Source organism: Pseudomonas sp. Nvir (assembly GCF_963778085.1).
Taxonomy (GTDB): domain Bacteria; phylum Pseudomonadota; class Gammaproteobacteria; order Pseudomonadales; family Pseudomonadaceae; genus Aquipseudomonas; species Aquipseudomonas juntendi.
In genome coordinates this window covers 1,981,598-2,002,254 of the sequence record NZ_OY970405.1, presented here as the reverse complement: position 1 = coordinate 2,002,254, position 20,657 = coordinate 1,981,598, and the positions used below count along the sequence as shown (strand labels likewise).

The 20,657-nt window shown below is 61.7% G+C and carries 16 protein-coding genes; 1 reads left to right on the top strand and 15 read right to left on the bottom strand.

Annotation, left to right across the window (positions count from 1 at the left end):
• Nucleotides 1-285: 285 nt before the first annotated feature.
• The 9 genes from sucD to sdhC form a co-directional block, all read right to left on the bottom strand.
• The gene (gene sucD, locus AACG97_RS09495) at nt 286-1,170 is read right to left on the bottom strand and encodes a succinate--CoA ligase subunit alpha (protein ID WP_003254203.1); all 885 of its coding nucleotides are present in this window, start codon (nt 1,168-1,170) and stop codon (nt 286-288) included.
• Entirely contained in the window at nt 1,170-2,336 is a 1,167-nt protein-coding gene (gene sucC / locus AACG97_RS09490; RefSeq protein ID WP_003254205.1) for an ADP-forming succinate--CoA ligase subunit beta, read from the bottom strand. The genes sucD and sucC overlap by 1 nt, the downstream gene beginning before the upstream one ends.
• A gap of 172 nt (nt 2,337-2,508) precedes the next feature.
• A complete protein-coding gene (gene lpdA / locus AACG97_RS09485) occupies nt 2,509-3,945 on the bottom strand; it encodes a dihydrolipoyl dehydrogenase (RefSeq protein WP_009684703.1) in 1,437 nt (478 codons plus the stop codon).
• A gap of 96 nt (nt 3,946-4,041) precedes the next feature.
• The gene (gene odhB, locus AACG97_RS09480; protein WP_054881175.1) at nt 4,042-5,265 is read right to left on the bottom strand and encodes a 2-oxoglutarate dehydrogenase complex dihydrolipoyllysine-residue succinyltransferase; all 1,224 of its coding nucleotides are present in this window, start codon (nt 5,263-5,265) and stop codon (nt 4,042-4,044) included.
• Nucleotides 5,266-5,307: 42 nt separating this feature from the next.
• Nucleotides 5,308-8,139, bottom strand: coding sequence for a 2-oxoglutarate dehydrogenase E1 component (locus AACG97_RS09475; RefSeq protein WP_029886713.1), 2,832 nt, complete (start codon nt 8,137-8,139; stop codon nt 5,308-5,310).
• 246 nt (nt 8,140-8,385) lie between these two features.
• Nucleotides 8,386-9,090, bottom strand: a complete 705-nt coding sequence (locus AACG97_RS09470) for a succinate dehydrogenase iron-sulfur subunit (protein ID WP_009684708.1) — start codon at nt 9,088-9,090, stop codon at nt 8,386-8,388.
• An 11-nt stretch (nt 9,091-9,101) separates the two neighbouring features.
• A complete protein-coding gene (sdhA, locus tag AACG97_RS09465) occupies nt 9,102-10,874 on the bottom strand; it encodes a succinate dehydrogenase flavoprotein subunit (RefSeq protein WP_009684709.1) in 1,773 nt (590 codons plus the stop codon).
• 3 nt (nt 10,875-10,877) lie between these two features.
• Nucleotides 10,878-11,246 (bottom strand): succinate dehydrogenase, hydrophobic membrane anchor protein, encoded by a 369-nt coding sequence (gene sdhD, locus AACG97_RS09460; protein WP_008091903.1) that lies wholly within the window; start codon nt 11,244-11,246, stop codon nt 10,878-10,880.
• A complete protein-coding gene (gene sdhC / locus AACG97_RS09455; RefSeq protein ID WP_008091902.1) occupies nt 11,240-11,626 on the bottom strand; it encodes a succinate dehydrogenase, cytochrome b556 subunit in 387 nt (128 codons plus the stop codon). The genes sdhD and sdhC overlap by 7 nt, the downstream gene beginning before the upstream one ends.
• A 352-nt stretch (nt 11,627-11,978) precedes the next feature.
• Between sdhC and gltA the strand changes: the two genes are divergently transcribed.
• A complete protein-coding gene (gene gltA / locus AACG97_RS09450; RefSeq protein ID WP_029886714.1) occupies nt 11,979-13,268 on the top strand; it encodes a citrate synthase in 1,290 nt (429 codons plus the stop codon).
• 124 nt (nt 13,269-13,392) lie between these two features.
• Here the strand turns inward: gltA and AACG97_RS09445 are convergent, their stop codons facing one another.
• From AACG97_RS09445 to AACG97_RS09420, 6 genes are all read right to left on the bottom strand, one after another.
• Nucleotides 13,393-14,853 carry an efflux transporter outer membrane subunit gene (locus AACG97_RS09445; RefSeq protein ID WP_225785723.1) on the bottom strand — a complete coding sequence of 487 codons (1,461 nt, stop codon included), beginning with the start codon at nt 14,851-14,853 and terminating at the stop codon, nt 13,393-13,395.
• Between the two features lie 11 nt (nt 14,854-14,864).
• Nucleotides 14,865-16,997, bottom strand: coding sequence for a glycosyltransferase family 2 protein (locus AACG97_RS09440; protein WP_225785724.1), 2,133 nt, complete (start codon nt 16,995-16,997; stop codon nt 14,865-14,867).
• Nucleotide 16,998: 1 nt separating this feature from the next.
• Complete coding sequence (locus AACG97_RS09435) at nt 16,999-18,240, bottom strand: hypothetical protein (RefSeq protein ID WP_197885446.1); 1,242 nt, start codon at nt 18,238-18,240, stop codon at nt 16,999-17,001.
• Nucleotides 18,237-19,430, bottom strand: a complete 1,194-nt coding sequence (locus AACG97_RS09430) for an HlyD family secretion protein (protein ID WP_225785725.1) — start codon at nt 19,428-19,430, stop codon at nt 18,237-18,239. The genes AACG97_RS09435 and AACG97_RS09430 overlap by 4 nt, the downstream gene beginning before the upstream one ends.
• Before the next feature lie 329 nt (nt 19,431-19,759).
• Entirely contained in the window at nt 19,760-20,365 is a 606-nt protein-coding gene (locus AACG97_RS09425; RefSeq protein ID WP_009684717.1) for an START domain-containing protein, read from the bottom strand.
• Nucleotides 20,366-20,398: 33 nt separating this feature from the next.
• Nucleotides 20,399-20,653 carry a YkgJ family cysteine cluster protein gene (locus AACG97_RS09420; RefSeq protein ID WP_009684718.1) on the bottom strand — a complete coding sequence of 85 codons (255 nt, stop codon included), beginning with the start codon at nt 20,651-20,653 and terminating at the stop codon, nt 20,399-20,401.
• Nucleotides 20,654-20,657: the final 4 nt, after the last annotated feature.

Genomic DNA, 20,657 nt, shown 5'->3' with positions numbered 1-20,657 from the left:
GTACATGTTTGTCGTCTGTGCGACCGAAGACAGAAGGAATTATTCTCGGTTTAAACGCTGCGTCTGTGTGAAAATTCCTATCAAACCCATCGAAAAATCTACAGTGCCTGTTCTGGCCTCTTCGCGGGCTTGCCCGCTCCCACAGGGATCACCACAGGTTCTGAATGTGGTGATCCCTGTGGGAGCGGGCAAGCCCGCGAAGAGTTCGGCACAGGAATACAGAACCCCACAAACGACAAAGGCCACCCGAAGGTGGCCTCTGTGCGCGTGGGGGGTGTAGCGGTATTACTTCTTGGCTTCCCAACCGGTCAGCTCGGCCAGGGCCTTGCCTATGTCGGCCAGGGAACGCACGGTTTTCACACCCGCGTCCTGCAGGGCTGCAAACTTCTCGTCTGCAGTGCCTTTGCCGCCAGAAATGATGGCGCCAGCGTGGCCCATGCGCTTGCCGGCAGGTGCGGTAACACCAGCGATGTAGGAAACGACAGGCTTGGTCACGTGGGCCTTGATGTAGGCCGCTGCTTCTTCTTCAGCCGAACCGCCGATCTCGCCGATCATGACGATCGCTTCGGTCTTCGGGTCTTCCTGGAACAGCTTCAGGATATCGATGAAGTTGGAGCCCGGGATCGGGTCACCACCGATACCGACACAGGTCGACTGGCCGAAGCCGGCGTCGGTGGTCTGCTTCACAGCTTCGTAGGTCAGGGTGCCGGAGCGCGACACGATACCGACCTTGCCTGGCAGGTGGATGTGGCCTGGCATGATGCCGATCTTGCACTCGCCCGGGGTGATGACACCTGGGCAGTTAGGGCCGATCAGGGTCACGCCCAGCTCGTCGCACTTGACCTTGGCATCCAGCATGTCCAGGGTCGGAATGCCTTCGGTGATGCAGACGATCAGCTTGATGCCGCCGAAGGCTGCTTCCAGGATCGAGTCCTTGCAGAAAGGAGCCGGTACGTAGATGACCGAAGCATCAGCGCCGGTAGCTTCCACGGCTTCCTTGACGGTGTTGAACACCGGCAGGCCCAGGTGGGTGGTGCCACCCTTGCCTGGGGTTACGCCGCCGACCATCTTGGTGCCGTAGGCGATGGCCTGTTCGGAGTGGAAAGTACCCTGCGAGCCGGTGAAGCCCTGGCAGATGACTTTGGTGTCTTTATTGATCAGGACGCTCATTACTTGCCCTCCGCAGCTTTGACAACTTGTTGAGCAGCGTCGGTCAGGCTGGTTGCCGCAATGATGTTCAAACCGCTTTCTGCCAGTACTTTAGCGCCCAGTTCGGCGTTGTTGCCTTCAAGGCGAACGACGACCGGAACCTTGACGCCGACTTCTTTCACTGCACCGATGATGCCTTCGGCAATCATGTCGCAGCGAACGATGCCGCCGAAGATGTTGACCAGAACGGCCGCGACATTGCTGTCGGACAGAATGATCTTGAACGCTTCGGTAACGCGCTCTTTGGTAGCACCGCCGCCAACGTCGAGGAAGTTGGCCGGCTTGCCGCCGTGCAGGTTGACGATGTCCATGGTACCCATGGCCAGGCCGGCACCGTTGACCATGCAGCCGATGTTGCCTTCGAGGGCAACGTAGTTCAGTTCGAACTTGGCAGCGTGGGCTTCACGGGCGTCGTCCTGCGACGGGTCGTGGAAGGTTTTCAGCTTGGGCTGACGGTACATGGCGTTGGCGTCGATGTTGATCTTGGCATCGAGGCAGTGCAGGTCGCCATCGGCCTTGATCACCAGCGGGTTCACTTCCAGCAGCGCCAGGTCGTGATCCTTGAACAGCTTGGCCAGGCCTACGAAGATCTTGGCGAACTGTTGAACTTGCTTGCCTTCCAGGCCCAGCTGGAATGCCAGCTCGCGACCCTGGAATGGCTGTGCGCCGACCAGTGGGTCGATGGTGGCCTTGAGGATTTTCTCAGGCGTTTCGTGAGCGACTTTCTCGATGTCCACGCCACCTTCGGTGGAGGCCATGAACACGATGCGGCGGCTCGAACGATCGACTACAGCGCCCAGGTACAGCTCTTTGGCGATGTCAGTGCAGGATTCGACCAGAATCTTGGAGACGGGTTGACCGTTGGCATCGGTCTGGTAGGTAACCAGATTCTTGCCCAACCACTGTGCAGCGAACGCCTTGGCGTCTTCCTTGCTGCGAACCAGCTTGACGCCGCCCGCTTTACCGCGACCACCCGCGTGAACCTGGGCTTTGACTACCCACTCGTTCCCGCCGATCTTGTCGCAGGCTTCTGCAGCTTGCTCAGGGGTATCGACTGCGAAACCCTTGGAAACTGGCAGGCCGTACTCAGCGAACAGCTGCTTACCCTGATACTCGTGAAGATTCATGCTTTTTACCGTCTTCGTTAGGTACTGCGCTTCGGCGCTGCGCCATTACTGGCGCCGCGCCACCTGTGACCGTTGACCCCGGGTTGTCCCATGTGATCCGGTCCGGCGGACGTTCCGCGGTGAGTCATGCACGCAAGACTCACGACGGGCTGCCCGCCGTGGTTTCTTATGATTAACGCTTCTTACGGTTGGCCACGTGAATGGCGCCGCCATTCACAGCCAGCGCTGCTTCATGCAGCGCTTCGGACAGGGTTGGATGGCTGAAGACCATCATGCCCAGGTCCTCGGCACTGGTGCCGAATTCCATTGCGATTGCGCCCTGCTGCACCAGTTCGGCAGCCGATGGGCCAATCACGTGTACACCCAGCACGCGGTCGGTCTTGGCGTCGGCGATGACCTTGACGAAACCACCGGTGTCGTTGGCCGCCATCGCACGGCCGCTGGCCGCGAACGGGAAGGTGCCTACGTTAACCTCAACACCCTCGGCCTTCAAGGATTGTTCGGTCTTGCCGACCCACGCGATTTCCGGGTGGGTGTAGATCACCGAAGGGATCAGGTCGTAGTTCATCTGGGCCTTGTGGCCCTTGATGCGCTCAACCACCATGATGCCCTCTTCCGAGGCCTTGTGCGCCAGCATCAGGCCACGCACCACGTCACCAATGGCATAGACGCCCGGCACGCTGGTCGCGCAGTGGTCGTCGACGTAAATGTAGCCACGCTCGTCGATGGTCACGCCGCTGTCGGAAGCCAGCAGGTCGGTGGTCACCGGACGGCGGCCGACCGCAACGATCAGCTTGTCGAAGGTGATCTTCTGCTCGCCTTCGGCGTTGGTGTAGGTGACTTCGACTTCGTCGCCGTTGACTTTCGAGCCGGTGACGCGCGCGCCCAGCTTGATGTCCAGGCCTTGTTTGGTCAGGGTCTTCTGGGCTTCTTTCGACACGGCAGTGTCGGCAGCCATCAGGAAGGTGTCCAGGGCTTCCAGCACGGTGACTTCAGCACCCAGGCGAGCCCATACCGAGCCCAGCTCCAGGCCGATGACGCCAGCACCGATCACGCCCAGGCGCTTGGGTACGGCCTGGAATTCCAGGGCGCCGGTGGAGTCGACGATGACGTTCTGGTCGACAGGCGCTGGCGGAATGTCGATGGGGCGCGAGCCGGAGGCCAGGATCACGTTCTCGGCTTCGATCACTTCGGTGGTGCCGTCAGCCTTGGTGACTTCGACCTTTTTGCCCGCCAGCAGCTTGCCGTGGCCCTGGATCGAAGTAACACCGTTGGCCTTGAACAGGGTGGCCACGCCACCGGTCAGGTTCTTGACGATGCCAGCCTTGCGGCCAACCATCGCGGCAACGTCCATCTTCACTTCACCGGTGGAGATGCCATGCACGTTGAAGCTTTCTTTGGCTTCCTTGTACTTCCAGGAGCTGTCCAGCAGGGCCTTGGAAGGAATGCAACCGACGTTCAGGCAGGTGCCGCCCAGGGCCAGCTTGCCCTCGGCGTCGGTGTACTTCTCGATGCAGGCAGTCTTCAGACCGAGTTGTGCGGCCTTGATGGCAGCGACATAACCGCCAGGACCTGCACCGATTACCACTACGTCGAATTTCTGGGTCATAAAAGATTCCTTTTGAGCTTCAAGCAGCAAGCTGCAAGCTGCGAGACAGACAGGCTTCGACTTGAAGCTTGCCGCTCGCAGCTTACAGCCGCGCGATTAGATGTCCAGCAGCAGGCGAGACGGATCTTCCAGCAGGTTCTTGATGGTGACCAGGAAGGTTACCGCTTCCTTGCCATCGATCAGGCGGTGATCGTAGGACAGCGCCAGATACATCATCGGGCGAATCACCACTTGACCGTTAACGGCCATCGGGCGCTGGATGATGTTGTGCATGCCGAGGATCGCGGCCTGCGGCGGGTTGACGATCGGGGTCGACATCATCGAACCGAAAGTACCGCCGTTGGTGATGGTGAAGGTGCCACCGGTCATCTCTTCGATCGACAGCTTGCCGTCACGGGCCTTCTTGCCGAAGGTGGCGATGCCGTTTTCGATTTCGGCCAGGCTCATCGATTCGGCGTTACGCAGTACCGGTACCACCAGGCCACGGTCGCTGGACACCGCGACGCCGACGTCGGCATAGCCGTGGTAGACGATGTCGTTGCCGTCGATCGAGGCGTTGACCGCCGGGAAGCGCTTCAGCGCCTCGGTGGCAGCCTTGACGAAGAACGACATGAAGCCCAGGCGCACGCCGTTGTGGGTCTTCTCGAACAGGTCCTTGTACTTCGAACGCAGGGCCATGACTTCGGTCATGTCCACTTCGTTGAAGGTGGTCAGCATGGCCATGCTCGACTGGGCTTCTACCAGGCGCTCGGCGATCTTGGCACGCAGGCGGGTCATCGGGACGCGCTTCTCGGTGCGGTCGCCAGCAGCGGTGACCACCGGGGCAGCAGCAGCGGCAGCAGGCTTTGCAGCCGGCGCAGCGGCAGGTGCAGACTTCTTGTTGGCAACCGCTGCAACCACGTCTTCCTTGGTGACGCGACCACCTTTGCCGGTACCGGCAACGCTGGCCAGGTCGATGCCGTTTTCTTCGGCCAGCTTGCGCGCAGCCGGGGCGGCGACCGGGTCGTCTTCGCCAGCATCGGCAGCTGCCGCAGCGGGTGCAGCGGCAGGTGCAGCGGCGGCGGCAGGTGCGGCAGCAGCGCCGCCTTCAACGATCGAACCCAGCACCTCGTCGGACAGGACGGTGTCGCCCTCGCCCTTGACGATGTCGCCCAGCACGCCGTCAGCGGTAGCCAGCACTTCCAGGACGACCTTGTCGGTCTCGATGTCGACGATCAGCTCGTCACGCTTGACGGCTTCGCCCGGCTTCTTGTGCCAGGTGGCAACGGTGCCATCGGCAACCGATTCCGGGAAGGTTGGGGCTTTGATCTCGATAGCCATTATCTGTATTTCCTTAAATTCGGTTTCAGGTGCGCGAAGGCGTTAGACAGTGAAGGCGTCTTGCAGCAGTTTTTCCTGCTGTTCGGCGTGCTTCGAAGCGTAACCACAAGCTGGCGCGGCGGAAGCGTCGCGGCCGGCGTATTCCAGGACCAGCGCCTTGTTGTGGCGGCCCAGGATACGGCGCATGTGGTGCTGGCTGCTGTACCAGGCACCCTGGTTCATCGGCTCTTCCTGACACCACACGGCATGCTTGAGGTTGGTGTACGGCGCCAGGATTTCGACCAGGTCATCCTCCGGGAACGGATACAACTGCTCGATACGCACGATGGCGATGTCTTCGCGGCCCTCGGCACGGCGTTTCTCCAGCAGGTCGTAGTAGACCTTGCCGCCGCACAGGACCAGGCGTTCGACCTTGGCCGGATCGAGGTTGTCGATTTCCGGGATCACGGTCTGGAACGAGCCTTCTGCCAGGTCTTCCAGGGTCGAAACGGCCAGCTTGTGACGCAGCAGCGACTTCGGTGTCAGCACGATCAGCGGCTTGCGCAGCGGGCGAATGACCTGACGACGCAGCAGGTGGTAGATCTGCGCCGGCGTGGTTGGCACGCAGACCTGGATGTTGTGCTCGGCACACAGCTGCAGGTAACGCTCCAGGCGCGCGGAGGAGTGCTCCGGGCCCTGCCCTTCATAGCCGTGCGGCAGCAGCATGGTCAGGCCGCACAGGCGACCCCACTTGTGCTCGCCGCTGGTGATGAACTGGTCGATGACCACTTGCGCACCGTTGGCGAAGTCGCCGAACTGGGCTTCCCAGATCACCAGCGCGTTCGGCGTGGTGGTCGAGTAGCCATACTCGAAGGCCAGCACGGCTTCTTCCGACAGGAAGGAGTCGTACAGCTCGAACATCGGCTGGCCCGGGAACAGGTTCTTAAGCGGTACGTAGGTGCCGGCATCCTTCTGGTTGTGCAGCACTGCATGGCGGTGCGAGAAGGTGCCACGGCCGATGTCCTGGCCGGTCATGCGGATCGGGTGACCTTCGAACTGCAGGGTGGCGTAGGCCATGGTTTCTGCATAGCCCCAGTTGATCGGCAAGCCACCGGCCTGCATCTTCTGGCGGTCTTCGTAGATCTTCGCCACCTGGCGCTGGACGACGAAGCCTTCCGGGATTTCCAGCAGCTTGGCCGACAGGTCCTGCAAGGTCTTGAGGTCGAAGCGGGTGTCGTGACGCGCAGTCCAGGCATGGCCCAGGTAGGGGCGCCAGTCGACGAACAGCTCGCGGTTCGGCTCCTTGACCAGGCTTTTCACCACGTGCAGACCGTTGTCCAGCGCGTTGCGGTACTCGTCGATCTTCGCCTGGGCACGCTCGGCATCGATACGGCCAGCCTGGATCAGCGACTCGGCGTACAGCTCGCGGGTGGTACGCTGCTTGGTGATCTGCTGGTACATCAGCGGCTGGGTGCCGCTCGGCTCGTCGGCCTCGTTGTGGCCGCGACGGCGGTAGCAGACCAGGTCGATGACCACGTCACGCTTGAACTGCATGCGGTAGTCGATGGCCAGCTGGGTGACGAACAGCACTGCTTCCGGGTCATCGCCGTTCACGTGCAGGATCGGCGCCTGGATCATCTTGGCCACGTCGGTGGCGTACTCGGTGGAGCGCGCGTCCAGCGGGTTGCTGATGGTGAAACCAACCTGGTTGTTGATCACGATGTGCACGGTGCCGCCGGTCTTGAAACCGCGGGTCTGCGACATCTGGAAGGTTTCCATGACCACACCCTGGCCGGCGAATGCAGCGTCGCCGTGGATCGAGATCGGCAGCACCTTGTCGCCAACGGTGTCGTTGCGGCGGTCCTGACGGGCGCGCACCGAACCCTCGACCACCGGCGAAACGATTTCCAGGTGGGACGGGTTGAACGCCATGGCCAGGTGCACTTCGCCACCGGAGGTCATCACGTTCGAGGAGAAGCCCTGGTGATATTTCACGTCACCGGAGCCCAGCTCGTTCATCTTCTTGCCTTCGAACTCGTCGAACAGCTCGCGCGGGCTCTTGCCGAAGGTGTTCACCAGCACGTTCAGACGGCCACGGTGGGCCATGCCGATGACGACTTCCTTGGTGCCGTAGGAGCCGGAACGCTGGATCATTTCGTCCAGCATCGGGATCAGGCTCTCGCCACCTTCCAGGCCGAAGCGCTTGGTGCCTGGGTACTTGGTGCCCAGGTATTTTTCCAGGCCTTCACCGGCGGTAACGCGCTCGAGCAGGTGGGCCTGCACGTCAGCGGAGTATTCCGGACGGCCGCGCACGCTTTCCAGGCGCTGCTGGAACCAGCTGCGCTGCTCGGAATCGACGATGTGGGTGAACTCGGCGCCAATGGTGCGACAATATGTCTTCTGGAGTGCATCCAGGATGTCGCGTAGGCTCGCCTCCTCTTTGCCGATGAACAGGTCGCCGGCACGGAAGGTCGTATCAAGATCGGCATTGGTCAAGCCGTAGTGATTGATCGACAGGTCTACGGGCGCAGGGCGCTGCCACAACCCCAACGGGTCGAGCTTGGCAGCCTGATGGCCGCGCATACGATAGGCCTGGATCAGTCGCAGAACTTCAACCTGCTTCTTCTCGTGTTCACTGCTCACGCTCCCGGCAGATACCGGTTGGGCGCGGCGCTGGTTCTTTGCCAGCAGTACGAAATGGTCGCGGATTGTCGAGTGCGATACATCAGTAGCGGTGCTGCCGTCGGCTGGCAACTTCTGGAAGTAAGTGCGCCACTCTTCTGGCACAGCGTTAGGGTCGTGCAGGTAGAGCTCGTAGAGCTCTTCCACATATGCAGCGTTACCACCTGAAAGGTGGGCGCTATCCCACATGCGCTGCATCACGCTTTCTTGCATGCTTGGTCACCCTCGATTAGGGGACTGATCGGCGAGAGCCGAAGCAAACCTGGAAAAGTCCGAAAACAGCGACTGAACCACGCCACCTGGATCCTGCTGATTTTCCGGGTACCAGCCCGGAAAGCCCCTGCTGGTCTCATATCTTCATAGGTAATGAGCGCGGGCTTTTTGGGCCCTTGCTCGGGTTTTACCTCAGTGCGGGCTCACCGCCCGCACCTCGGCTTACTGCAGGTACAACACTGTGTATCAGGTGCCGCTTTGCAGCAGCATGTTACGTACGTGGCCGATTGCCTTGGTCGGGTTGAGACCTTTCGGGCAAACGTTCACGCAGTTCATGATCCCGCGGCAGCGGAATACGCTGAACGGGTCATCCAGGGACGCCAGGCGCTCCTGAGTCTTGGTGTCGCGGCTGTCGGCCAGGAAACGGTAGGCCTGCAGCAGCGCGGCCGGGCCCAGGAACTTGTCCGGGTTCCACCAGAACGACGGGCAGGAAGTCGAGCAGCAAGCGCACAGGATGCACTCGTACAGGCCGTCCAGCTTTTCGCGGTCTTCCGGCGACTGCAGGCGCTCGATGGCCGGGGCCGGCGTGTCGTTCTGCAGGAACGGCTTCACCTTCTCGTACTGCTTGTAGAAGATGCTCATGTCGACCACCAGGTCACGAATGACCGGCAGGCCTGGCAGAGGGCGCAGAACCAGCTTGTTGCCCTTGACCACCGCCGACAGCGGGGTGATGCAGGCCAGGCCGTTCTTGCCGTTCATGTTCATGCCATCGGAACCGCACACGCCTTCACGGCAGGAACGACGGTACGAGAAACCTTCGTCCTTTTCCTTGATCAGGGCCAGTACGTCCAGCACCATCAAGTCCTTGCCGCCGGTATCGACGTCGAACGACTCCATTTTTGGCGCCGAATCGGTATCCGGGTTGTAACGATAAACTTCGACTTTCAACATAGCAGCCACCCTTAGTAAGTCCGGACTTTTGGTTCGAAGGCTGGAACAGTCTTCGGCGCAAAGTTGACGCCACGCTTGGCAACGCGCTTCTCACCCGGGTAGTACAGGGTGTGGCACAGCCAGTTTTCGTCGTCACGGTCTTCGAAGTCTTCACGGGCGTGAGCGCCACGGGACTCTTTACGGGCTTCGGCCGCGATGGCGGTAGCTTCGGCGACTTCCAGCAGGTTCTGCAGCTCCAGCGCTTCGATACGCGCGGTGTTGAAGGCCTGGGACTTGTCGTTGATCTTGACGTTGGCGATGCGCTCACGCAGGCCGGCCAGTTGCTCGATACCCTTCTGCATGTATTCGCCGGTACGGAACACACCGAAGTAGTTCTGCATGCAGCTCTGCAGCTCGCGCTTCAGGCTGGCTACGTCTTCACCGGAAGTACGCTCGTTGAGCTTGTTCAGGCGGTTCAGGGCAACATCGATATCGGTGTCGCTGGCGTCGAGGTGCTCGATACCGTCGCTCAGTGCCTTCTCCAGGTGCAGGCCGGCAGCACGGCCGAATACCACCAGGTCGAGCAGCGAGTTGCCGCCCAGGCGGTTGGCACCGTGTACCGATACGCACGCAACTTCACCTACGGCGAACAGGCCAGGGATGATGTGATCCTTGCCTTCTTCGTCCATGGTGATGGCCTGGCCATGAATGTTGGTGGCAACACCACCCATCATGTAGTGGCAGGTCGGAACCACCGGCACCGGCGCGACAACCGGGTCGACGTGGGCGAAGGTCTTGGACAGCTCGCAGATACCTGGCAGGCGGCTGTGCAGCACTTCTTCGCCCAGGTGGTCCAGCTTCAGCAGCACGTGGTCCTTGTTCGGGCCCACGCCGTTGCCGGCGATGATTTCCTTGACCATGGAACGGGCGACCACGTCGCGGCCGGCCAGGTCTTTGGCGTTCGGCGCGTAACGCTCCATGAAGCGCTCGCCGTGGGCGTTGATCAGGTAGCCACCCTCACCACGGCAACCTTCGGTGACCAGTACACCGGCGCCGGCGATGCCGGTCGGGTGGAACTGCCACATTTCGATGTCCTGCACCGGAACGCCTGCACGCAGGGCCATGCCGATACCGTCACCGGTGTTGATCAGGGCGTTGGTGGTGGAGGCGTAGATACGACCGGCACCGCCAGTGGCCAACACGGTAGCCTTGGACTTGATGTACATGGTTTCGCCGGTTTCGATGCAGATCGCGATCACACCAACGAAAGCGCCTTCCTTGTTTTTCACCAGGTCAACGGCGTAGTACTCGTTGAGGAAGGTGGTGCCGGCCTTCAGGTTACCCTGGTACAGGGTGTGCAGCAGCGCATGACCGGTACGGTCGGACGCCGCGCAGGTGCGGGCGGCCTGGCCACCTTTACCGAAGTCCTTGGACTGGCCACCGAACGGGCGCTGGTAGATACGGCCGGTCTCGGTACGCGAGAACGGCAGGCCCATGTGGTCCAGCTCGAACACGGCAGCCGGGCCTTCCTGACACATGTATTCGATAGCGTCCTGGTCACCGATGTAGTCGGAACCCTTGACGGTATCGTACATGTGCCAGCGCCAGTCGTCGTTCGGGTCGGCCGAAGCGATGGCGCAGGTGATGCCACCCTGGGCGGATACAGTGTGCGAACGGGTCGGGAAGACCTTGGTGACTACGGCAGTCTTGTGGCCGCCTTGAGCCAGTTGCAGCGCAGCGCGCATGCCGGCGCCGCCGCCACCGATGATGATGGCGTCGAAAGAAATGGTTGGAATGCTAGCCATGAATCAGATACCCCAGAGAATCTGCACACCCCAGACGAAGTAAGCGAACATCGCAACGCCGCATACCGCCTGGAACAGGAAACGAATCGCAGTTGCCGACTTGCCGAACGACATAGGCGTCAGGTAGTCGGTAGCAATGGTCCACATGCCGACCCAGGCGTGAGCGCCGAGGGCAACGAGGGCCAGCAAGCTGAAGATTCGCATCGCGTTGTTGGAGAACAGACCATGCCACTGGGTGTAGTCGATGCCTGGGTGGGCGACCACGTAGCCGATCAGGAAGATGAAATAAGCCGCGAGAACGACCGCAGATACGCGCTGCGCCATCCAGTCATAGAGGCCCGAACGCGACAGGTTCGTGACATTGGTTACCATACCCAAACTCCCACCAGAACGATCAGCACCACGGAGATGACGATCACGATTTTCGAGCCCAGCTTGCCGCCTTCCAGCGTCTCGCCGATGCCCATGTCCATGATCAGGTGACGAACACCTGCCACGAGGTGATAAAGCAGGGCAGACAACAGCCCCCAGGTCACGAACTTGGCCAGCGGGCTGGTCAGACACGCCTTCACCTCGCCGAAGCCTTCCTCGGAACCCAGCGATTTGCCCAGTGCATAAAGCATGATGGCAAGGCCGATGAACAGGATGACGCCGGAGATACGGTGCAGGATGGACGTGTACGCAGTGACAGGGAGCTTGATGGTCCTTAGGTCTAGGTTTACAGGTCGTTGGCTTTTCACGGCTTTTTTCACACTGAAGAGCCCCTAGCGAATCAGGGCAAAGTTGTTGGTAAGTGTACTGGTCAGGTACCCACCACCCAGGGAACGGCGACCCCCAGCAGTTCGGGCTTGCAAGCCCCTGGCGGTCGGGTGCCGAGTATAGACAGTTAGGCTGCTTATGACAACGTGACGGGGTAGCCCAAATAGCGCATTGCCTTTAATGAGCAAAAGGCGTAAATGGGCGAGAATTTCGGGAAAAATCAGGCTTGAATGCCTGATTCAACAAGCCTTTAGGCAAATTGACATCTGAATTTATCCCTCTATAGTGGTGCGGGCCCTGCGTGGGGGGTCTGTCTGATGATTTCAAGCATTAATAGGAGGCCACATGGCTGACAAAAAAGCGCAGTTGGTCATCGAGGGCGCTGCCCCCGTCGAGCTGCCCATTTTAACCGGCACCGTTGGTCCTGATGTAATCGACGTCCGCGGGTTAGGGGCCACTGGTCACTTCACCTTCGACCCTGGTTTCATGGCGACCGCCTCGTGCGAGTCGAAGATCACCTACATTGACGGCGACAAAGGGATCCTGCTGCACCGCGGCTACCCGATCGAACAGCTCGCCGAGCAATCCGACTACCTCGAAACCTGCTACCTGCTGCTCAACGGCGAACTGCCGAATGCCGAGCAGAAGGCGCAGTTCGTCAGCACCGTGAAAAACCACACCATGGTTCACGAGCAGCTGAAGTCGTTCTTCAACGGTTTCCGCCGCGACGCCCACCCGATGGCGGTTATGTGCGGTGTGGTCGGTGCCCTGTCGGCGTTCTACCACGACTCCCTGGACATCAATAACCCGCAACACCGCGAAATCTCCGCGGTGCGCCTGGTCGCGAAGATGCCGACCCTGGCGGCGATGGTTTACAAGTACTCCATGGGCCAGCCGATGATGTACCCGCGCAACGACCTGTCGTACGCGGAAAACTTCCTGCACATGATGTTCAACACCCCGTGCGAGATCAAACCGATCAGCCCGGTACTGGCCAAGGCAATGGACCGGATCTTCATCCTCCATGCCGACCATGAGCAGAACGCCTCCACCTCCACCGTGCGCCTGGCCGGCTCGTCGGGTGCCAACCCGTTCGCCTGTATCGCCGCGGGCATCGCTGCCCTGTGGGGCCCGGCGCACGGCGGTGCGAACGAAGCCGTACTGACCATGCTCGATGAAATCGGCGATGTCTCGAACATCGACACCTTCATCGCCAAGGCCAAGGACAAGAACGACCCGTTCAAGCTGATGGGCTTCGGTCACCGCGTCTACAAGAACCGTGACCCGCGCGCCACCGTGATGAAACAGACCTGCGATGAAGTACTGCGCGAGCTGGGCATCAAGAACGACCCGCAGCTGGAACTGGCCATGCGCCTGGAAGAGATCGCACTGACCGATCCGTACTTCATCGAGCGCTCGCTGTACCCGAACGTCGACTTCTACTCGGGGATCATCCTCAAGGCGATCGGCATTCCAACCAGCATGTTCACCGTGATCTTCGCCCTGGCACGTACCGTGGGCTGGATTTCGCACTGGAAGGAAATGCTCTCCAGCCCGTACAAGATCGGCCGTCCGCGCCAGCTGTACACCGGCGAGCAGAAGCGCGACATCGTTGCCCTCGGCGACCGCAAGTAAGGCTTGATCGGGTAACGCTTCAGCCCCCCGGCCAGCCCTTGGGCCGCGCGCACGCCTGGTGTCGCGCGGCCCAAGGGCTGGCTCATGCCCTCCCCCGGCGATACGCATCAGCCACCCAGGCCAACTAGCGTGCGACTTGCGCAGCACTGCCCACGATTGCCGTCGGCCCTGGTGACCAGCCACCCCCGAGCGCCTTGAACAGGTTAACCTGGTTGATCTCGCGCGCCAGCTCCAGCTCCAGCCAACGCTGCTGCGCACCGAACAGCGAGCGCTGGGCGTCCATGGTCGAGAAGTAGCTGTCCAGACCTGCCTCGAAACGCAGCCGCGACTGCCGGTAGGCTTGTTCATAGTCCTCGACCAGCTGCCGCTGGGCCGCGACCTGCGGCAGCATCTCCTGCCGCGCATTCAACGCATTGGCCGCTTCACGGAAGGCGTTGAGCACGGTCTGCTCGTAAGCAGCCACACGCTGGTCGTATTGGGCCCAAGTGGCATCCACCCCTGCCCTGCGCTGGCCGGCATCGAGCAATGTCAGCGAACCGAGCGCCGCCAGGTTCCAGAACTGAGCCGGGCTTGTCAGCAGCCGCGAAAAGTCCCCACTCAGGCTACCCAGCGCGCCTGTCAACGAAAAGCTGGGGAAATAGGCGGCCCGCGCACTGCCGATTTCTGCATTGGCAGCGCGCAGCTGAGCCTGCGCCGCCCGGATATCGGGCCGCCGCTCAAGCAGGCTTGAAGGCACCCCGGCGGGTACATCGGCTGTCGCCATCTGCGCCCCAAGCTGGCCCTCCGGCAACAGCCCGGCCGGTACCGTTTGCCCTACCAGCACCCGCAAAGCATTGAGGTTCTGCGCCACTTGCATCCGGTAGGTACTGACTTGCACGGCAGCAGTGTTGGTGATGGCATCGGCTTGGTGGACATCGATGCGTGCGGTCGAACCCAGGTTGAAACTGGAACGCAGCATTTGCCCGTAATGCTGCTGGGATTCGAATGTGCGCTCTGCCAGCCCAAGCAAGCTCTGATTGGCCTTGAGCGTCAGCCAGGTCCCGGTCACTTCGCCGATCAAGGCCATGCGTGCAGCCTGGTAGTCGGCCAGCGTGGCATGAAAGCGCGCCTCGGCCGCATGGGCCTGGCTTCGTGCCCGGCCGAAGAAGTCCAGCTCATAGGCCGTGAACCCCACGGTGGCCTGGAAGGTGTTGGCCACACTGCCGGCGCTGGAGCCGCCCCCGGGGGTTTGCTCCAGCGCCGGCAACTTTGCGCGCCCGGCATAGGTGTCGACGCCCAGGCTGGGGTACAGCGCTGCCGCGGCGCCCTGATAGCCTGCCCTGGCCTGCGCCACGCTGGCTGCGGCTTGCTGCAAGTCACGGTTGTCGACCAGGGCTAACTCGATCAACCGGCGCAAGCGGCTGTCACTGACGAACGCTCGCCAATCCGGGTCGAAAGCGTTTCGCGGATCACAGCAGCCCGCCTCGACGCTATCCGGCCAGCCGGTGTCCATGGGGGACGCCGGTGTCTCGTAGGCAGGCTCGAGCGAACAGCCGGCCAAAGACAGTTGAGCGGCCAACATCACACACTGCAGGGGTCTAGTCATGGGCCCTTCCCTCACCAAACGCTGTTCATCAAGGCACGCAGTTGAGCCAGCACGCCGAGAGGGCCGCTGGAAGCCTGCAGGGCGGCCGGCTGGGCGCTGCGGCGCTTCACAGCCACCCGCGCGCTGGCGATGGGCGCCTGCCGCGGCCGGCGCACCAGCCGCAGGCGCCAGTCGCCTTCGCCCAGCAGCGCCCGTCGCAGCAAGGTGAAGAACGCAGTGGCGGGTTGCGCCGTGCTGGCCACATTGGGATTGGCCTGGCTGAACAACCTGGTGATCAGCGCGCGCCGCTGCGCCTCATGCACCGCCACGAAGCGCAGCCCCAGCCGTTGGCTGCCATCCCGGCGTACCACCTCTGCCCCCAGCCAGCCCACCTTGTCCACCCATACCTGGCCACGCCTGCCGCACGGCACCTCGCCGGCCATGGCGCCTTCGAACGCCGCCCCGCTGATCGAGATATCGACCAGTTGCCCACCCAGCGTACCGGCGCCCAGGCGCAGCTGGGTGGGCCGAGCAAACGGAAAGCGCTCCTCGCCGTGTAGCCGTGGCCGATCAACGCAGGCCACCAGTGTCGCCAGGTTGTACAGCAGCACCAGCACCGTCCAGCTCAGGTTGAACACCATGTTGCCGTCCAGTCGGCTGGCAGTGCTGATCGCCGTGATTGCGCCGACCTGCGCCAACACACTCAAGGCCAGGAAAAACCCGAACAGCTTCCAGTGCACCTGGGTCTGGGAGCGGTCCAGGCCTTTGGCCGTCACCTTAAAAGGCCGCCCGAACGGGCGAATCGCAGCACTGATCAGGGTCGCGGTCACCGCCAATGCGCAAACGATCTGCGTCACCTCGGTGAAGATCGGCAGTGAACGCCGCCCGGTCACCCAGGTGCTGTAACCCCAATAGGCGATCAGCGCCGGCATGCCGAAGGCCAGAAACGCTGCCGGCGTTGCATAGAAACCGGCAATGCCGAAATACCAATACAGCACCGGCGACACCAGCATCATCAGGATGAAAGGCTTGGAGCACCAATGCAGCAGGCCGTGCAGGTAATGCAGGCGATCGTTCAGGCCATAGCCGCGACCGAACAGCGGCCCCTGGCGCAGCAAGGCCACCTGGATCGTCCCCAGGCACCAGCGGCCGCGCTGGTTGATGTACTCGGTCAGGCCCTCGGCAGACAGCCCGATGGACAAACGCTCGTTCAGCCAGCGGGTGATGTAGCCCATCTGCATCAGGCGGTAGGACGTGTAGATGTCCTCACAGACCGACCCCGTGGGAAAACCACCCATGCGCTCGACCAGATCACGCCGCACCACGAACGAAGTGCCCACGCAGAACGCTGCGTTCCAGGCATCCTTGGCAGGCTGGAACACATCGAAGAATACCCGTTGCTCATCCACCCAGCTGTTTGCCGACCCCAGGTTATGCTGGATAGGGTCCGGGTTGTAGTAGAACTGCGGGGTCTGCACCAACCCGACCTCAGGGTCCTGGAACAGCCCCAAGGTCCGCAGCAGAATCGGCCGCTGCGGGGCGAAGTCTGCATCCAGCACCAGTATGTACGGCGCGTTGGTACTGGCTGCCGACTGGCGCAGGCCGTTGTTCAGGTTGCCCGCCTTGGCGTGCAGGTTGTCATCGCGCCGCGTGTAACGCACCCCCATGCTCGCGCAGTAGTCGCGCAGCCAGTCCCGCCGCGTGTCATCCAGCACCCAGAGGGTGAAGTTGGGGTAGTCAATGGCCTGCACGGCAATGATGGTCTTCTCCAGAACCTCGAGCCCTTCGTTGTAGGTGCAGATGAACACATCGACCGCCGGCGCCTCGGCCCCCATCGCGCGCAAGCGCTGCTCGCCAGCGTCCGCGGCGTGGCGGTGATCGCTGCGCCGGCACATCACCACGATCGAAAACAAGGTATAGGCAATGCCCAACAACTCGAAGAACAGGAAGCCATAAGCCCATACCGTGGCGAACCCCGCGCGGCTGTCAGGCAAGGTGTCGGCGAAGCGCCAGGCCACGTACCTGACCAGCAGTGCCGCGGTCAGCGCGCCGAACAGCAGGCGCGCCAGCCATTGCTCGCGGTGGGCCATGCAACTCAGCAGGACCACGATGGCCAGCGTCCACAGGTTGATTTGCAGCAGTTGTGTCGAGTCCAGTGCTTGCATGTCAGTGGGCCTTGTAATCGCCAGTGAAAGGGTTGACGCCGGTGGCAGCGATCGCCGCCCATGCCGTGGCGCCCAAATGGGGCAGGTGGAAGTACAGGAAATCGTCATGGGTCGAGTCCGGCCCCACGCTCAGCCCCGTACTGACCTGTGCCTCCGGGGTGGCGTACAGCCAGCCATCGCCAGCCTGTTGCGCCAGCAACAACGGCCACAATGGCTGCGCCAGGGGCGCCAGGCCGCGAAGGCTGGCAACGGCCGCCACCTGCGCCGTGCCTTCGGTCCAGATACCGTCAGGGTCCTGCTTGAAGCCATAGCCCTGAGCGAAACCATGGGCCCGCTCCACGAACGTCAGTGCCTGCAGCCACTGCTGCGGTGCGTCGGCAATGGCAATCAGCGGCCAGATCTGCGCATCCAGGCCCGACTGCTGCGTCTGCGGTGTTCGGCCATCGGGCAAGGTACCGATCAGGAACCGGCCTTGGCCGGCATCCCAGTGGGCCTCGACGAAGCCGCGGGCGATGCGCGCCTGCCGGCCAGCTTCGCTATCGTTGTCCAGCCGCGCCAACGAGGCCCAGGCTGCCGCCAGATCGACGTTATGCTCAGTGGACTTCCAGGTTTGCACCTGCGGGGCAGCGGCGAACCCGTAAATGCCTCCGTTGAAGCCTGCCGGTGGCCCCTTGTCGAAGGTGGTGCGCCGGGCCCAGTCGAGCACCTTTCTGCTCGCCTGCAAATAACGCGCTTCACCGCTGTGCCGATAAGCCTCCAGCAACGCCAGCGCTGCCCACGCCTGATTACCGGTCGCACTGCCCACCTGGTACGCATCCTGGCTCCATGCAGCACGCTCATCGCTCCAGTAGCCCGGCAGCCGCACAGGCGCGGCCTGCAGCGGGCCAGCGGCGTAGGCATTGCGCACCCGGCCATCGCGGTACTCAGGGTCGTGATCGATGGCATACGCCAAAGCGTCGGCAATTTGTCGGGCAGCTGGCGCATTGCCGCAGGCAAATAAGGCGATGCTGGCCAACGCGTTGTCGTAGGTGAATGCCACGCCTTGCAGCACGCCAGGCACGGCAGGCCGCCCCGGTTGCTGCGGATAGCTGGCCAGCAGCAACGGCCCTTGGCCTTGAGCCGCCACCGCCTGCCCGATGCCTGCGCAGGTCATGTGCTGCAGGCGGGCCCGAGGCTCCAGGGCCATGGCCTGGCTGCCCAGCACCAGCCCGAGCACACCGGCAAAAAGCACCCAGCCGTTCATCGCGATACCGTCGCGGTCACCCAGTTGCCAGGGTTGCAGGTCAACAGGCGTTCATCGGCCGGCAAGTTGTTGTCGAACGTACCTACCACATAGACCGAGTTCTGCTCGGCATAAGGAAACGGCACACTGTAATTGCTGCTTTGTACATCGGTCGGGCTGGACAGCAACTGCACGACTTTGGCTTTCAGCGGTTGCGCGACACCGCGGATAGATACTTGCAGTTCGCTATCCCGGTCGATCCGGCTGGCCATTCGCTCCGGAAATACCGCAATAACATAACTTTGACTGCAATTGGTAGCGCGCAATAGCGTTGCACCCGCCCGTACTTGCGTGCCTTGCGGGGCGATCAACTCTTGCACGGTGCCGGATGCATACGCCACCACATTATAAGCCGCCATCATCTGCACCCGGTTTTGCTCACTTTCTATCAACTGGTCGAGGTGGGAAAGTTCCTCTTCGAGGGTTACCCGGTTGCGCTCCAGATTATCCAGGCTAAGTTTCAGCGTGGTCATCTGCGACTTGAGGTCGAACATGCGCAATTGCTCGGGGTCCAGGTACACCTGGTCCTTGGCCGCGTTAAGATCACCATCGTTGATGTGCACCCGCGAGCGAATGGTCTCGGCATCGGCCTGCAACGAGGCCAGTTGCGCCCGGGAACTGGCCACGACGGCCTCGCTCACCGCGCCTTGGCGAAACAGCTCAAGGTTACGTGCCAGTGTTTCCCGGGCATCGGCAAGGCGTGCGCCAGCAGCCCCGCTCTCAGCCTTCAGGGCCTTCTGCGCGTAGCGCTTGCGCACCTCATAGGCATCCTGGTACTGCTGGCTGGTGATCTCCAGTGCGTTGTAGTACTTGCGGTCGTGTTCGGCCTGGCTGGCCATGGCCGCCAATTGCTGCTGCAAGGTGAGCCGGCGTGTCTGCAAGCCCAGCAGCGTTTCCTGTTCCGCCCGGGGGTTCTCGATGGTTGCGATATCCTGGCCCGTGGTGAACGTGGTGCCTGGCTGAATGTTCAAGGTACGCACCACGCCATCGATGGGCGTGGTCAGCAGAATGACCGGTGCATTGAGAATGGCCCGGGTTGCCGATGACGACAATAACGGCATGAACAATGTCGAAAACAGCAACCAGCCCATGAAAGCCAATACACCGTACCCGGCGATCCGGGGCAATAACGAAAGTCGATTAGCATGCACGATGATATCTCCCACACACGCGGCGGATGAAAATCAATAGGCAAGTGCTCGCCCTTGCACTGACCGAGGACAAAACGGCCCGCAAGCGCAGAGGTACAAGTGGGTAAGGCGTAGGTCTTGAAGTTATAAAGCAGAAGAAAAACGCAGCACGTTTTTTATAGTTGGCGTGAGCACGAGAGGGGGCAGGAAATGGCTCACTGAGTTTGAATCTAAGCCCAAAAATTTATGCTGTCAAACTTCCAGCAACGCTCAAATAATGGCGTTCTTTTATTGACGCCGGTGCCACCTGTAGCGCCATCACCTGAAGGCGCTACAGGCAGTGCGAGGCCTCAGTTTTTCTCAGCCCGTTCACGCAGCTGTTTGAGGGTATTGAACGGCGAATCCACCACGAACTTGTTGGCGACCATCGCCGGCACGCTACCACCCGGCTCGGTATGCACCTGGTAGGTCACTTCGGTGGTGTCGCCCTTGGGCACCAGCTTCCAGAACCCTTCGACTTTAGCCACCCGCACGAAGCCCTTCTCTTCCGGCAGGTAGGTCGGCTCTTCTTTCAGGTTGCGGGTGACGCTGCCATCAGCCTCCTTGACAGTGGTGATATGCAGCACCGAATCGCGCGGCGTCACCGGCCATGGCGTATTGAACTGGGTGTAGGTCCAGCTCTGGTTACCTTCATGCTTGAGCAGCTTCTGCGATTTGCATTCGTGGATCCATGCACATGCCCCGGCCGCGTCTTCCTGCAGTGCCTCGACCTTGGCCAGCGGCGCCTTGATCACGGTCACCCCGCGATAGGCCTTGTACTTGGAGCCAGCGACTTCGCTGAGGGACACCTTGATGCCTTCCTCGTCCTTGGCCACTTGCCAGTTCTCGGCCCAGGCCGCCGGCGAAAGCAGAACACCCACGCCACACAGCAGTGCAATACGCTTTAACGATCTCATCATGTTTATCCTTGTTGTCGAAGATCCAGCCTTTCACGCCGCCGTCATCTGCTCCCACCAGCCAAGAATCCTGATCGCTTCGTCACGGTCACTGCCACACACCTCGACATCTGCCTTGAACCCGCCACACACTGCTGGCCGCTCAGGCTTGCCGAACAGGTCGCAGAGGTTGGCCGCCGTCAGGTGCAGGCAGCGCTCGCCAGCTGGCTTGCCATTGGGCATGCGCGGCATGGCAGAGGTGATGGACGGGGCAATGCAGCAGGCACCGCAGCCCTCACGGCAGTTCATGGCG

Coding starts and splice junctions, on each gene's coding strand:
- sucD (WP_003254203.1), bottom strand. CDS start 1,170: ATGAGCGTCCTGATCAATAAAGACACCAAAGTCATCTGCCAGGGCTTC.
- sucC (WP_003254205.1), bottom strand. CDS start 2,336: ATGAATCTTCACGAGTATCAGGGTAAGCAGCTGTTCGCTGAGTACGGC.
- lpdA (WP_009684703.1), bottom strand. CDS start 3,945: ATGACCCAGAAATTCGACGTAGTGGTAATCGGTGCAGGTCCTGGCGGT.
- odhB (WP_054881175.1), bottom strand. CDS start 5,265: ATGGCTATCGAGATCAAAGCCCCAACCTTCCCGGAATCGGTTGCCGAT.
- AACG97_RS09475 (WP_029886713.1), bottom strand. CDS start 8,139: ATGCAAGAAAGCGTGATGCAGCGCATGTGGGATAGCGCCCACCTTTCA.
- AACG97_RS09470 (WP_009684708.1), bottom strand. CDS start 9,090: ATGTTGAAAGTCGAAGTTTATCGTTACAACCCGGATACCGATTCGGCG.
- sdhA (WP_009684709.1), bottom strand. CDS start 10,874: ATGGCTAGCATTCCAACCATTTCTTTCGACGCCATCATCATCGGTGGC.
- sdhD (WP_008091903.1), bottom strand. CDS start 11,246: ATGGTAACCAATGTCACGAACCTGTCGCGTTCGGGCCTCTATGACTGG.
- gltA (WP_029886714.1), top strand. CDS start 11,979: ATGGCTGACAAAAAAGCGCAGTTGGTCATCGAGGGCGCTGCCCCCGTC.
- AACG97_RS09445 (WP_225785723.1), bottom strand. CDS start 14,853: ATGACTAGACCCCTGCAGTGTGTGATGTTGGCCGCTCAACTGTCTTTG.
- AACG97_RS09440 (WP_225785724.1), bottom strand. CDS start 16,997: ATGCAAGCACTGGACTCGACACAACTGCTGCAAATCAACCTGTGGACG.
- AACG97_RS09435 (WP_197885446.1), bottom strand. CDS start 18,240: ATGAACGGCTGGGTGCTTTTTGCCGGTGTGCTCGGGCTGGTGCTGGGC.
- AACG97_RS09425 (WP_009684717.1), bottom strand. CDS start 20,365: ATGAGATCGTTAAAGCGTATTGCACTGCTGTGTGGCGTGGGTGTTCTG.
- AACG97_RS09420 (WP_009684718.1), bottom strand. CDS start 20,653: ATGAACTGCCGTGAGGGCTGCGGTGCCTGCTGCATTGCCCCGTCCATC.